Origin of the sequence: Corynebacterium crudilactis, from assembly GCF_001643015.1 — a bacterium.
GTDB lineage: Bacteria > Actinomycetota > Actinomycetes > Mycobacteriales > Mycobacteriaceae > Corynebacterium > Corynebacterium crudilactis.
Genome location: NZ_CP015622.1, coordinates 512,851 through 525,827 on the forward strand (window position 1 = coordinate 512,851; position 12,977 = coordinate 525,827).

A 12,977-nucleotide genomic window follows, 5' to 3' on the forward strand; every position below is an offset into this window, starting at 1 on the left:
CATCTTGCCTTAAACTGGCGCTTATGCGCTTACTCCTGACGTCCTTTGGCCATGCACATATTCGGGATTTTGTGCAGGGCACTATTGCTTATATTCCCGATGCAACCAGGCTTTTTGCTCAAAATCCTGAGTTTATTCCTTTTGCGGAAACGGAAAGAAATATGTTGAAGGAACATGGTTTGAGCATCCGGGATTTTCCGATTAGCAATGCCACTCCAGAAGAAGCTGATCAAGTATTCAGCGAGGTCGATGCGGTGTATATCGCGGGCGGAGAAACTTTTGATCTGCTGTGGCTGCTGCGCTCCACTGGGATCGATGAGGTGTTAATTAAGCATGTACGTGCTGGTCTGCCTTATATCGGCACGAGTGCAGGAGCAGTAGTTGCAGGCCCGTCCATCGAACCGGTCAGTCTATTGGACAGCCCGGATGTGGCCCCTGAATTAAGTGATTACACCGGTTTAGGTTTGTGTGACCATGTTGTGGTTCCTCATGTGGGCAGTAATATTCCGCAATTTCCCATTGACGTTTTCGCAGAGACCGTGCGTACCTATGGCACGGATTTTCCATTAGTCCTTCTCAAAGATGGTCAAGCACTCCTGATCGATGACCACGGCACCCACCTTATTTAGGATTAAGTCCCATGAGCATCCCAACAGTAGATGAAATCCTGGAACGCGCCCACGTGGTGTCGTTGCCCATGCGCGTGAAATTCCGCGGCGTCACCACGCGGGAGGCATTGCTTATCGACGGCCCCTCAGGCTGGGGAGAATTCGCACCCTTTTTAGAATACGAGCCGAAAGAAGCAGCCAGCTGGCTCACATCTGGCATCGAAGCCGCGTGGGAAGGTTTCCCCGCAGCACTGCGCGAGCGCGTGGAGGTCAACGCCACCATCCCGGCAGTACCAGCAGGACAAGTCGCAGAAATTCTGGAGCGTTTCCCCGGCTGCCGCACCATCAAAGTCAAAGTTGCGGAACCTGGACAAAGCCTTGCTGATGATCTCGCGCGTGTGCAAGCTGTCCGCGAAGCTCGCCCCGGCGCGATTATTCGTGTTGATGCCAATTGTGGGTGGAGTGTTGCAGAAGCCGTGGAGGCCGCACAGGTGCTTGCGCCGCTGGATTATGTGGAGCAGCCGTGTAAAACGGTGGAAGAGTTGGCGGAAGTACGGATGAATTTGCAGCGCCGGGGGCTTTTTGTGCGTGTTGCTGCTGATGAATCAATCCGGAAATCTGATGATCCTTATCGGGTGGCGCAGCTGCGTGCGGCTGATGTTGCTGTGGTGAAAGTTGCTCCGTTGGGTGGCGTGAAAAGGGTGCTTGAGGTGGCGAAACATTTGCGTTCTCAGGCGATGGATATCACTGTGGCGAGTGCCTTGGACACGGTTGTGGGCATGAATGCCGGGTTGGCTGCGGTGGCTGCGTTGCCGAAATTGGATGATGATGATTTATTGGATGTGCCGCCTGCTGCTGCGGGGCTTGCGACTTCTCAGTTGTTTGTGGAAGATGTGGCAATACCGCATGCAATTGTTGATGGTTTCATGGAAACGCGTGTGATTGCTCCGGAAATTGAACGATTAGAAACGCTTGCTGCCAGCGTGGATAGGCGTGATTGGTGGTTTAAGCGAGTGCGTGAATCGTATCGTTACTTGGAGACAATCTAGACTGTTGGGCATGTCCCGCACGTCTGCTCAAGAACTTTCCCGCGCTGTTATCGATTCGCTCTCACCACACATCACTGATGTGGTGTTATGCCCAGGATCGCGAAATTCACCGTTGTCTCTCGAGGTGCTGGCGCGTGCGGATGTGCGCGTCCATGTGCGTATCGATGAGCGCAGCGCCGCATTCTTGGCGCTGTCCCTAGCGCGCACCCAGGCCCGTCCGGTGGCTGTGGTGATGACTTCTGGAACTGCTGTGGCGAATTGCTTGCCTGCGGTGACAGAAGCTGCGCATGCTCATATTCCTCTGATCGTGGTCTCTGCGGATCGTCCTGCTCATTTGGTGGGTACTGGATCAAGCCAGACCATCAACCAGACCAATATTTTTGGTGAGTTGGCTCCTACCGTGGGGATTGCGGACGCAGAACAGGTAGCTCAGCTTGTGCAAAGCCTGGGGGAGGGTGCCTCCCAAGCGCCGCGTCACTTCAATATTGCGCTGGATATGCCGTTGGTGGCACCGGAGCTTCCTGAAGCACCGAATGGAGAGGCCACACCTAAGAAATGGACGCACCGCTGGCTAAACCACGGTGAGATCACCGTTGACTTGAACGAAAACACCTTGGTCATTGCTGGTGATGAAGCATGGGAAGTAGAAGGCTTGGAAGAAGTTCCCACCATCGCTGAACCCACTGCACCGAAGCCATATAATCCAGTGCACCCACTAGCTGCAGAAATTTTGCTCAAGGAGCAGGTGTCTGCCGAAGGCTATGTGGTCAATACCCGTCCAGATCATGTGATCGTGGTGGGACACCCAACCCTGCACCGTGCGGTGCTCAAGTTGCTGACGGATCCAGAGATTAAACTCTCTGTGCTCTCCCGCACCGATATCATCACGGATCCAGGCCGTCATGCAGATCAGGTGGGAAGCACCGTCAAAATCACTGGCACCCCGCAGAAACAGTGGCTTAAGATTTGTTCCGCAGCCTCCGAACTTGCCGCTGATGGCGTGCGTGATGTTTTGGAACAAGAAGATTTCGGCTTCACCGGCTTGCATGTTGCTGCAGCTGTCGCAGATACCCTGGGCACCGGCGATACCTTATTCGCCGCCGCATCCAACGCGATTCGTGATCTCTCCGTTGTAGGCATGCCTTTCGACGGCGTAGATACCTACTCTCCACGAGGCACTGCTGGCATTGATGGATCGCTCTCCCAAGCAATCGGAACCGCACTTGCCGTACAGGCACGCCACCCGGATGAAATCCGCGCGCCCCGCACTGTTGCGCTCTTAGGAGATCTTGCCTTCCTCCACGATGTGGGCGGACTGCTCATTGGCCCTCATGAACCACGACCAGAAAACCTCACCATCGTGGTGTCAAACGATAACGGTGGCGGCATCTTCGAATTACTAGAAACCGGCGCCGATGGTCTCCGCGCTAACTTCGAACGCGCCTTCGGCACCCCACATGATGCCTCCATCGCAGATCTCTGCGCAGGCTACGGTATCGAGCACCGCGAAGTAGACAACCTCCAAGATCTCATCTTGGCATTGGTGGACACCACTGAAGTATCCGGATTCTGCGTTATCGAAGCCACCACAGTTCGAGACACCCGTCGCGCACAACAGCAAGCACTCACCGCAAAGGTGCGCTAAATGGATTTACTTCAAGTGCGTCGACGTGCACGGCAATTGCTCATCGGCATCTATATTGCGGCCATGCTCGGAGCTTGCTCCATGGTGATCGGCCCATTCCTCAATGACCTCACGATTGAACACAACCCAGGGCGCGCACTTGCACAAGTAACCAACGTGGGAAGTTTCCGAACCACCGTGGATTTCCAGGATGAAAACGGCATTTATCATTCACCAGCCACCGGACTAATTTATCCCACTGGCCTGGGCGAAGGGCAGCGAGTATGGGTCAACTACGCTAAATCTGATCCCGATCTAGTCAAAGTTGAAGGCCGCAAGTGGACCCTCGCCATTATCCCAGCGCTCAGCGTTGGCGCTGTCGCTACGGGCGTAGGCGCAGTATTATGGTTTGGCATTGGACGGATTAGAAATAAATCAGATCAGTCCCAAGGTTTGTGATCTCACTGGTTCATTCACCCAAATGTAACCAAAAAGATTCAGTTACATCCGTAAAGTTCTTGATAAAGCCATGTGTGGTTAACTGCAATGTAGTCATGATGTGGAGATAATAAAGCCCATGCGGGTAGCAATTGTTGCAGAGTCGTTCCTTCCAAACGTTAACGGAGTCACCAACTCGGTACTCCGTGTACTAGAGCATTTGAAAGCCAACGGACACGAGGCGCTTGTCATCGCGCCGGGGGCTCGGGATTTTGAAGAAGAAATCAGCGATTACCTCGGATTCGAAATCGTTCGAGTACCCACCGTGCGGGTGCCATTGATTGATTCTCTACCAATTGGTGTGCCACTGCCCTCTGTCACCACTGTATTGCGGGAATACAACCCAGATATCATCCACTTAGCATCGCCGTTTGTGCTGGGTGGCGCTGCAGCCTTTGCTGCTCGCCAGCTGCGTATTCCAGCTATTGCTATCTACCAAACTGATGTTGCAGGTTTCTCCCAGCGCTACCATTTGGCACCCTTGGCAACTGCCAGCTGGGAATGGATCAAAACTGTGCACAACATGTGCCAGCGCACCCTTGCTCCATCATCAATGAGTATCGATGAGCTTCGGGACCACGGAATTAATGATATTTTCCACTGGGCTCGTGGCGTAGATTCTCAGCGTTTCCACCCTTCTAAGCGTTCTGAAGCCCTGCGTCACAGCTGGGATCGAACAGGTAAAAAGAAGGTTGTTGGATTCGTCGGACGCTTGGCTTCAGAAAAGGGCGTAGAACGCCTTGTCGGTTTGTCTGGTCACAAGGACATCCAATTGGTCATCGTTGGTGATGGTCCAGAAGCAAAGTACTTGAAAGAAATGATGCCGGATGCTGTGTTCACTGGTGCACTCGGTGGCGAAGAACTGGCACACACCTATGCTTCCCTAGATCTGTTTGTGCACCCAGGAGAGTTTGAAACTTTCTGCCAGGCAATCCAAGAAGCCCAAGCTTCTGGAGTGCCCACCATCGGCCCGCGCGCAGGCGGCCCCATTGACTTGATCGACGAAGGAGTCAACGGCCTGCTGCTAGATGTTGTGGATTTCAAAGAAACCCTTCCTGCAGCTGCAGAATGGATCTTGGATGAATCCCGCCACAGCACGATGTGCACAGCTGCGTGGGAAGGCGTGAAAGACAAGACCTGGGAAGCGCTGTGTACTCAGCTGCTCCAGCACTACACAGATGTGATCTCGCTATCGCAGCGTATTCCGCTGACATTTTTTGGCCCTAGCGCAGAGGCTGCAAAGCTTCCGTTGTGGGCTGCTCGTGCCTTGGGAGTGCGCACCCGCTTTAGCGTTGAGGCTTAGTGCTCAACTGTTAATACATGGGAGTAGGATTAGCGCCCATTAACGCTTAAAGTCCTTAAAATTCTCAAGGAGCACGACCATTTCTGATTCAGCAGCCCAGGCCACCCAAAAGGTGGAACAGCCTCATTTGAAGCGTGGCCTGAGCAATCGCCACCTTCAGCTCATCGCCATCGGCGGAGCTATCGGCACAGGTTTGTTCATGGGCTCAGGAAAAACCATTTCCGTGGCTGGCCCTTCTGTAATTTTGGTATACGCCATCATTGGTTTCATGCTCTTCTTCGTCATGCGAGCCATGGGAGAGCTGCTGCTAGCCAACCTGAATTACAAATCTTTGCGCGATGCAGTCTCTGATATTTTAGGCCCAGCTGCAGGATTTATCACTGGCTGGACGTATTGGTTCTGTTGGATCGCCACCGGCATGGCAGACATTGTGGCGATCACTGGTTACACCCAATATTGGTGGCCACAGATTCCATTGTGGCTCCCCGGAGTACTCACCATCTTGGTGATGTTTGCCTTAAACCTTGCTGCTGTTCGCCTTTTCGGCGAAATGGAATTTTGGTTCGCCATCATCAAAATTGTGGCTATCGTGGCATTGATCGGCGTCGGATTCTTTATGGTGGTTACTGCTTTTGAATCTCCAAGCGGAAGCACTGCCAAATTTAGTAATTTGATTGAACACGGTGGGTTTTTCCCCAATGGCATCACAGGATTCTTAGCTGGCTTCCAAATTGCTATTTTCGCTTTTGTCGGAATTGAACTAGCAGGAACTGCCGCAGCTGAGACAGAAAATCCCACTAAGACTTTGCCTCGCGCAATCAATTCCATTCCGATTCGCATCGTGGTGTTTTATGTCTTGGCTTTGGCTGTCATTATGATGGTCACGCCGTGGAATCAAGTCAGTGAAGATAACAGCCCATTTGTGCAGATGTTTGCATTGGCAGGCATCCCTGCCGCAGCGGGCATGATCAATTTCGTGGTGATCACCTCTGCAGCATCCTCTGCCAACAGTGGTATTTTCTCCACTTCCCGCATGCTTTATGGTCTGTCTTTGGAGGGTGCTGCACCTAAACGCTGGAGTTTGCTCTCGAAGAATCTGGTGCCAGCCCGTGGACTTATATTTTCTGTTATTTGTTTGATTCCAGCAGTGGGATTGCTTTACGCAGGCGGCACTGTCATTGAGGCCTTTACGCTGATTACCACGGTATCTTCGGTGCTGTTCATGGTGGTGTGGTCCTATATTTTGGTGGCTTATATTGTGTACCGCCGCACCAAGCCTGAATTACACAAAACGTCCGCATTCAAGATGCCCGGTGGCATCACAATGGCGGTGGTGGTGTTGGTATTTTTCGCAGCCATGTTGGTAGTGCTGTCCCTGGAACCCGATACTCGCGCAGCGTTGATTGCAACACCAGTATGGTTTGTTATTTTGGGTGCGGGCTGGCTGGCCATTGGCGGCGCAAAGGGTGCACAACGTCGCAGTCAGATTAGTTCTGGCACCGCTGGCCAAGACTCCCACTAATGCCTTCTGTGGACACTGGGTTAGACTGAAGCGCGTGGCTAAGGCATCTTTGGATAAGGACCCCTTCGACGTAGCGTCAATGTTTGATGACGTCGGAAAGAACTACGATCTCACCAATACGGTGCTTTCTTTTGGTCAGGATCGTATGTGGCGAAAGCGCACGAGGCAGCGCTTGGACCTCAAACCAGGGGAGCGGGTCTTGGATCTTGCTGCTGGAACTGCAGTGTCTACTGAAGAGCTCGCAAAATCCGGTGCATGGTGTGTCGCGTGTGATTTCTCCCAGGGCATGCTGGCTGCCGGCAAAGACCGCGCAGTGCCAAAGGTTGTGGGCGATGGCATGAAACTGCCTTTCGCAGACAACAGCTTTGACGCCGTGACCATCTCTTATGGTCTGCGTAATATTCATGATTTCCGCGCTGGTCTGCGGGAAATGGCACGCGTGACCAAACCTGGCGGACGCCTGACCGTGGCGGAATTTTCGACCCCAGTGATTCCGGTATTTGGCACTGTGTACAAGGAATACTTGATGCGTTTGCTGCCACAGGTGGCGCGCGCAGTGTCCTCTAATCCGGAGGCTTATATTTACCTCGCCGATTCCATCCGTGCATGGCCTGGCCAGGCGGAACTTGCCCGCGAGATCAACCTCAACGGCTGGTCAGATTGTGGCTGGCAGAACCTGACCTTCGGCATCGTGGCTTTGCACTCTGCCATCAAGCCGGAGAACTAGAGAGTCGAATCCCATAGCGGGGAGCCTTTGCGCGCCCAGCTGATGGTGGAACCTGCCGCCTGCCAACTGCGGGCGAGCAGGTCTTTATCTTCCTCAGTGATGAGATTGCCCATCAAACGCGCAGCTGCAGGCATGATGGCCTTTTGTAATGGCCCCCGGAATGCAAGTGGCCCGGTCATTGGCAAAAACTGCGGATAGGTAAGCAGTCGCGCCGCGGTGCGCGCCAACATAAACGTCTCACCATAAGCCGCGCGTAAAGCATCTGGCCAGACCAGCGTCAGATCGAGCTTGGGGTTTTCCACGAGCTTTTCGACGGCCATCGCTGCGGTTTCCATGCCATAGTCGATGCCTTCACCGTTGAGCGGATTCACACAGGCGGCGGAATCACCGATCAGCATCCAGTTCGCACCGGCCACATTCGACACCGCGCCGCCCATCGGCAGCAGGGCAGAGGCAACGTCGCGCTCTGGCCCAAGTTGCCATGCTTCTCGACGTTGCTGCGCATAGAAACTCAACAGTTTCTTGGTATTGATCTTGGCAGGACGCTTATCTGTGGATAGTGCACCACAACCTACATTCACTGTGCCGTTACCCAATGGGAAGATCCAGCCATAACCAGGTTGAACAGTGCCTTCCTCATCGCGCAATTCCAGATGTGAATGAATCCACGGCTCATCGGACAGCGGAGTTTCACAGTAGGCACGCGCTGCGATTCCATAGACCTCATCACGATGCCACTGTCTGCCCAGTTTTTTACCAAACGGTGAGCGCACACCATCGGCAACAATCACGTGCGCAGCTTTCACGGTTTTTTCTTCACCGCCGTGATTAATCACCACAGCGTCGATAGAATTTCCGCTCAAAATTGGGTCTTGAGCAACTGCATTTTCCCAGGTGGTTACTTCCTCATGGGATTGCGCCAGTCGGAAGAGTAGATCATCAAACTCTATGCGCGCCATCGCGGAGCCCTTATTAGTGAAATATGTCTCCGGCCATGGAGCTTCCACAGAGCCACCAAAGCCATGGAGTTTCAAACCTTTATTGAAGTAACTTCCCGTGACTTGATCCGCAATACCCAGTAGTTCTAGCTGGTGAATTGCTCGGGGAGTGAGCCCATCGCCACAGGTTTTATCCCGCGGGAAGGAGGAGGCGTCGATAAGCAATGTTTGAAGCCCTGCCCTGGCCGCATGGACGGCAGCACTGGCTCCGGAAGGGCCAGCACCGATAATCAACACATCAAAAGTTGTAGACACGTACTCCATTGTCTCAGGATTAAGCCCCGGAAGACTAACCCAAGGTGCTTCAAGGGGCTTCCGTGGACTACGGTTAATTGAAAAGCTTTATGTCCATTTCACTGGATTCACTTCAATTGAATCCACACTCGATTACCAAAGGTAGCGATGAATGAGTAGCGGCCGAACCGTTCCAACCCGTTCCCACGGGCTCGGAAAAGAAGGTGTTTCCACCAAAGGAGCATCTCAGGGCGAGTTTGGTGACCCCGAGCTAACGGCCAGGATCAACGATGCAATGGTGCAGGTAGAAAACCAACTGCATGCCGAGCTTTCCTCTGGGGAAGACTTCCTCGTAGACAAGATCATGCATCTAACACGAGCTGGCGGCAAACGATTCCGCCCGATGTTCGCACTCCTGGCATCCCAGTTCGGTGAGAAACCACTTTCCGATCAAGTCATCAAAGCTGCAGTCGTAGTCGAGGTCACACACCTAGCGACGCTCTATCACGACGATGTTATGGATGAAGCCACCATGCGTCGAGGCGTACCAAGCGCCAACGCACGCTGGGACAACTCTGTTGCCATTCTTGCCGGCGATATCTTGCTGGCACGTGCATCCCGCATCATGAGTGAACTGGGCACTGAAACCGTTGCACATTTCGCGGAAACCTTCGAAGAGCTCGTCACCGGACAAATGCGCGAAACCGTAGGACCACGTGACTCCGATCCAATCGAGCACTACACCAACGTTATCCGCGAAAAAACCGGAGTCCTCATCGCTTCTGCCGGCTACTTGGGCTCCATGCATGCCGGGGCAGCACCAGAACACATTGCTGCTCTGAAAAACTTTGGCTCCGCAGTTGGCATGATCTTCCAGATCGTCGATGACATCATCGATATCTTCTCCGAAACCCACGAATCCGGTAAAACTCCCGGAACAGATCTCCGTGAAGGTGTATTCACCCTCCCCGTGCTCTACGCGCTTCGTGAAGACAACCCTGTGGGCGAAGAACTGCGTTCCATCCTCACTGGACCAATCGAAGACGACGATACCGTTAATCACGTCCTAGAACTCCTCTCACAGTCCGGTGGACGCGAAGCAGCCCTCAAGGACATTCATCACTATATGGACGTCGCCAACGCCGAACTCGACCGCCTCCCAGATAATTCCGCCAAGGAAGCCCTCCGGGAACTAGCCAAACTTTCTATCAAGCGCGTCGGTTAACCCCTCATTTCCACCACTTAACCTGCCGATTTGCATTGTAGGCAGGGGTTCATAGTAAAGTATGAGGCGCACCAAATGAGGTGCTCGCCAGATTGCCCGAGCGGCCAATGGGAGCGGACTGTAAATCCGTCGGCTTGCGCCTACGTAGGTTCGAATCCTACATCTGGCACAATCACCCGCTGAACTTTCTTCGGAAAGTTCAGCGGGTTTTTGCATTCCGCTTTCAAGAAGGTCTGGACTGGGAATTTTTGTGTGTGGGCTTTTTTTATCTGCGGAAGTGCGGGATCTTGGCCTTAAGGAGCGCTCCGAGGACAATTCAGGGTCTTAGGGTTCGACTTCACAAGGAAAATCTGGAAAATCATACTGAAGTCGAGCGTTAGGGCCGGTATGGGCCACCATATGAACCTTGGGGCTAGTTGAGGGGAGGTTGCATCACTTCAAGAGGGTTGAAAAGTAGGGTTTAACCTGCAATTTTGTGTTTTATAAAGTTCGGGCTATTCTACTTAAGACTTCAACGGAACACAGCCTGACTGTTTTCATTAGAGGTTGATGCCCCCTTAGCTCAGTCGGTAGAGCGTTTCCATGGTAAGGAAAAGGTCAACAGTTCGATTCTGTTAGGGGGCTCTTTTGCATTTCTGGACTATCTTCCAGACCTTTTTAAGATACAAGGGGCGAAAGTGCTGATCTTAAGGATTGGTGCAGGAACCTGGAATCTTGATGGGTAGATTGCTGATGCAAAGCATTCGGGAGGGTTTTAGCCCGGAAAACCTATGGCTTCCTGCAGATTTGTGTTGCGGTAGCGGTTCGGGTTAAAGTTCTAAAGGCTTCAACGGAACACAGCCTGGCTGTTTTCATTAGAGGTTGATGCCCCCTTAGCTCAGTCGGTAGAGCGTTTCCATGGTAAGGAAAAGGTCAACAGTTCGATTCTGTTAGGGGGCTCTGTTGCTTTTAATCTCGCAAGAGATGTTGAGCAATGTGGCGGTGTAGCTCAGTGGTAGAGCAAGCGACTCATAATCGCTGTGTCGCGAGTTCAATTCTCGCCATCGCTACCGCGGAAGGTCTCAGTACTGAGATGGAGCCGCTTCTAACTACAAATTATTGAAGCTAGAAGCGGTATTTTCGCAAATTTGCAGGTTGGTGGTAACATCTCCTGTGTTGCAGAGGGGCGTAGCTCAATTGGCAGAGCAACGGTCTCCAAAACCGTAGGTTGCAGGTTCGATTCCTGTCGCCCCTGCAAAATAATCACCCTTGACCTGATTGAATCAGGTCAAGGGTGATTTGTTTTCTTCAGAGTTATTCGCACTTTATTCCCACAATTGGGATGAGCGGATAAGTGGCGTGCGGATGGAAACCTGGAAAGATTTGAGCTGTGATATTCACCGATATGCGCCCGTGAAATCACAGTGCAGATGTTTGCTAGATATTGCGAGGGTTCGCGGAATTAATGTACTCTCAAAGGTTGAACACAGGGCTGCGATTGTGCTGGATCATATGTCTGCACGAAAAACTCTTATCGCCCCTGGATGAGAAGTGATTTTTGAGGAGTGCTGTGAGCGACGAGCAGAATTCTGGCGTAGGCGGAACATCTCGCCCAACTGGTAAGCGCCAGCTGTCGGGTGCAGCTACTACCTCTACCTCCTCGTACGAGGCTAAGCAGGTATCTTCGCCAAAGAAGTCGTCTGATTCAAGCGATTCAAAGCCTGGTGGGGGCGTTGTCTCGTTCTTGCCTGAGGTTGTAGGGGAAGTCCGTAAGGTTATCTGGCCTACCGCTCGTCAGATGGTTATTTACACCCTGGTTGTTTTGGGATTCTTGGTTATCCTGACTGCTTTGGTCTCGAGCGTGGATTTCGTGGCCGGCCTTGGAGTTGAGAAGATTCTTAGTCCGTAGGTAGGATGTGTAACATCTTTTAAAAGTCCCGCTGGTTCCCTTGAGGAACCGGCGGGATAATTTATTGCTCAGGTGGTCGGTTCGGGGTAGTGGATGTAATTGGTTGTTTGTCGCAGTAGCATGGGACAAAAGCTGTAGATGACATGTTGCATCCCCTGCGTTGGCTGATTTTTAAGCTGGGTTGAGGGTCGATATATAGGTTTGGAGAACACGCATTATGAGCGATGAGAACATCAACGAGTTTGATCTTGCAGAAGAGTTTGCGCAGGACGAAGATTTTGATATTGCTGCAGGCTTCAGCGATGAATTCGAAGACGCTGACTTGGAAGCTGGCGAAGAAGCACTAGCAGAAGCGCCAGAAGAAGCACTTGAAGAGTCACTGGAGGAAGCGCCAGCAGAAGCTCCGGCAGAAGCGCCAGAAGAAGATGTTGAGGCTGACAGCCTTGCTCAGGCTGCTGCGGCTCTTGGTGATACCGAAGAGCAGGATGCTGACGCGGAGTACAAGGCTCGTCTGCGTAAGTTCACTCGTGAGCTGAAGAAGCAGCCTGGTGCTTGGTACATCATTCAGTGCTACTCCGGCTACGAGAACAAGGTGAAGGCTAACCTTGATATGCGTGCTCAGACCCTTGAGGTTGAGGATGACATCTTCGAGGTTGTTGTTCCTATCGAACAGGTCACTGAGATTCGTGACGGTAAGCGCAAGCTCGTTAAGCGCAAGCTGCTGCCAGGCTATGTTCTCGTTCGCATGGAGATGAACGACCGCGTGTGGTCTGTTGTTCGCGATACTCCTGGTGTGACCAGCTTCGTGGGGAACGAAGGCAACGCAACTCCAGTGAAGCACCGCGATGTTGCTAAGTTCCTGATGCCTCAGGAGCAGGCTGTTGTTACCGGTGAAGCTGCGGCTGCTGCTAACGAAGGCGAGCAGGTTGTTGCAATGCCTACCGATAATAAGAAGCCACAGATTGCTGTTGACTTCCAGGTCGGCGAGGCTGTCACCATCTTGACCGGCGCATTCGCTTCCGTGTCTGCAACGATTTCCTCTATTGACCCAGAGACCCAGAAGATTGAAGCACTTGTTTCCATCTTCGGCCGTGAGACCCCGGTTGACCTTAGCTTTGATCAGGTTGAAAAGGTCAGCTAGTCCGCAGCTTGTACATCTTTTTCAAGCCCGCACTTCCATGCCTACTTTTAAGGCTTTGGATGTGCGGGTTTTTGCGTGTAGGGTAGATAACCGCGTGTTTTTAAAATACGCTCAAAAACATTCATCCCCGGTGGCCCGGTTACATAAAGATCAACTTCCT

Annotated in this window: 11 protein-coding genes and 5 tRNA genes; 15 read left to right on the forward strand and 1 reads right to left on the reverse strand. The window is 52.5% G+C overall.

The window, feature by feature from the left end:
* Positions 1–23 precede the first annotated feature (23 nt).
* The 7 genes from ccrud_RS02420 to ccrud_RS02450 all read left to right on the forward strand — a co-directional run bounded on the left by ccrud_RS02420 (position 24) and on the right by ccrud_RS02450 (position 7,331).
* Positions 24–629 (forward strand): peptidase E, encoded by a 606-nt coding sequence (locus ccrud_RS02420; RefSeq protein WP_211271311.1) that lies wholly within the window; start codon positions 24–26, stop codon positions 627–629.
* 11 nt (positions 630–640) lie between these two features.
* The gene (locus ccrud_RS02425) at positions 641–1,657 is read left to right on the forward strand and encodes an o-succinylbenzoate synthase (RefSeq protein ID WP_066564368.1); all 1,017 of its coding nucleotides are present in this window, start codon (positions 641–643) and stop codon (positions 1,655–1,657) included.
* Positions 1,658–1,667: 10 nt separating this feature from the next.
* Positions 1,668–3,302, forward strand: coding sequence for a 2-succinyl-5-enolpyruvyl-6-hydroxy-3-cyclohexene-1-carboxylic-acid synthase (menD, locus tag ccrud_RS02430; protein ID WP_066564373.1), 1,635 nt, complete (start codon positions 1,668–1,670; stop codon positions 3,300–3,302).
* Positions 3,303–3,740 carry a DUF3592 domain-containing protein gene (locus tag ccrud_RS02435; RefSeq protein WP_066564378.1) on the forward strand — a complete coding sequence of 146 codons (438 nt, stop codon included), beginning with the start codon at positions 3,303–3,305 and terminating at the stop codon, positions 3,738–3,740.
* Positions 3,741–3,858: 118 nt separating this feature from the next.
* Positions 3,859–5,082, forward strand: coding sequence for a glycosyltransferase family 4 protein (locus ccrud_RS02440; protein ID WP_066564380.1), 1,224 nt, complete (start codon positions 3,859–3,861; stop codon positions 5,080–5,082).
* Positions 5,083–5,161: 79 nt separating this feature from the next.
* Positions 5,162–6,604, forward strand: coding sequence for a D-serine/D-alanine/glycine transporter (gene cycA, locus ccrud_RS02445; RefSeq protein WP_074025386.1), 1,443 nt, complete (start codon positions 5,162–5,164; stop codon positions 6,602–6,604).
* A 34-nt stretch (positions 6,605–6,638) separates the two neighbouring features.
* A complete protein-coding gene (locus ccrud_RS02450; protein ID WP_066564382.1) occupies positions 6,639–7,331 on the forward strand; it encodes a demethylmenaquinone methyltransferase in 693 nt (230 codons plus the stop codon).
* Here ccrud_RS02450 and ccrud_RS02455 read toward each other — a convergent pair.
* Complete coding sequence (locus ccrud_RS02455) at positions 7,328–8,593, reverse strand: geranylgeranyl reductase family protein (protein WP_066564384.1); 1,266 nt, start codon at positions 8,591–8,593, stop codon at positions 7,328–7,330. The two genes, ccrud_RS02450 and ccrud_RS02455, sit on opposite strands and share 4 nt — an antisense overlap.
* A gap of 142 nt (positions 8,594–8,735) precedes the next feature.
* Here ccrud_RS02455 and ccrud_RS02460 point away from each other — a divergent pair, with 142 nt between their 5' ends.
* From ccrud_RS02460 to nusG, 8 genes are all read left to right on the forward strand, one after another.
* Entirely contained in the window at positions 8,736–9,788 is a 1,053-nt protein-coding gene (locus ccrud_RS02460; protein WP_066564386.1) for a polyprenyl synthetase family protein, read from the forward strand.
* A gap of 86 nt (positions 9,789–9,874) precedes the next feature.
* Positions 9,875–9,957: transfer RNA gene (locus ccrud_RS02465), tRNA-Tyr, on the forward strand.
* A gap of 382 nt (positions 9,958–10,339) precedes the next feature.
* Positions 10,340–10,412: transfer RNA gene (locus tag ccrud_RS02470), tRNA-Thr, on the forward strand.
* Between the two features lie 242 nt (positions 10,413–10,654).
* Positions 10,655–10,727: transfer RNA gene (locus ccrud_RS02475), tRNA-Thr, on the forward strand.
* Between the two features lie 38 nt (positions 10,728–10,765).
* A tRNA-Met gene (locus ccrud_RS02480) sits at positions 10,766–10,837 on the forward strand.
* Between the two features lie 112 nt (positions 10,838–10,949).
* Positions 10,950–11,022, forward strand: a tRNA-Trp gene (locus ccrud_RS02485).
* A 315-nt stretch (positions 11,023–11,337) separates the two neighbouring features.
* A complete protein-coding gene (secE, locus tag ccrud_RS02490; RefSeq protein ID WP_066564387.1) occupies positions 11,338–11,676 on the forward strand; it encodes a preprotein translocase subunit SecE in 339 nt (112 codons plus the stop codon).
* Between the two features lie 217 nt (positions 11,677–11,893).
* Entirely contained in the window at positions 11,894–12,817 is a 924-nt protein-coding gene (gene nusG / locus ccrud_RS02495) for a transcription termination/antitermination protein NusG (protein ID WP_066564388.1), read from the forward strand.
* Positions 12,818–12,977: the final 160 nt, after the last annotated feature.

Excerpts from the sequence above, each read along its gene's own strand:
- ccrud_RS02420 (WP_211271311.1), top strand. The coding sequence starts at position 24 with ATGCGCTTACTCCTGACGTCCTTTGGCCATGCACATATTCGGGATTTT.
- ccrud_RS02425 (WP_066564368.1), top strand. The coding sequence starts at position 641 with ATGAGCATCCCAACAGTAGATGAAATCCTGGAACGCGCCCACGTGGTG.
- menD (WP_066564373.1), top strand. The coding sequence starts at position 1,668 with ATGTCCCGCACGTCTGCTCAAGAACTTTCCCGCGCTGTTATCGATTCG.
- ccrud_RS02435 (WP_066564378.1), top strand. The coding sequence starts at position 3,303 with ATGGATTTACTTCAAGTGCGTCGACGTGCACGGCAATTGCTCATCGGC.
- ccrud_RS02440 (WP_066564380.1), top strand. The coding sequence starts at position 3,859 with ATGCGGGTAGCAATTGTTGCAGAGTCGTTCCTTCCAAACGTTAACGGA.
- ccrud_RS02455 (WP_066564384.1), bottom strand. The coding sequence starts at position 8,593 with ATGGAGTACGTGTCTACAACTTTTGATGTGTTGATTATCGGTGCTGGC.
- ccrud_RS02460 (WP_066564386.1), top strand. The coding sequence starts at position 8,736 with ATGAGTAGCGGCCGAACCGTTCCAACCCGTTCCCACGGGCTCGGAAAA.
- nusG (WP_066564388.1), top strand. The coding sequence starts at position 11,894 with ATGAGCGATGAGAACATCAACGAGTTTGATCTTGCAGAAGAGTTTGCG.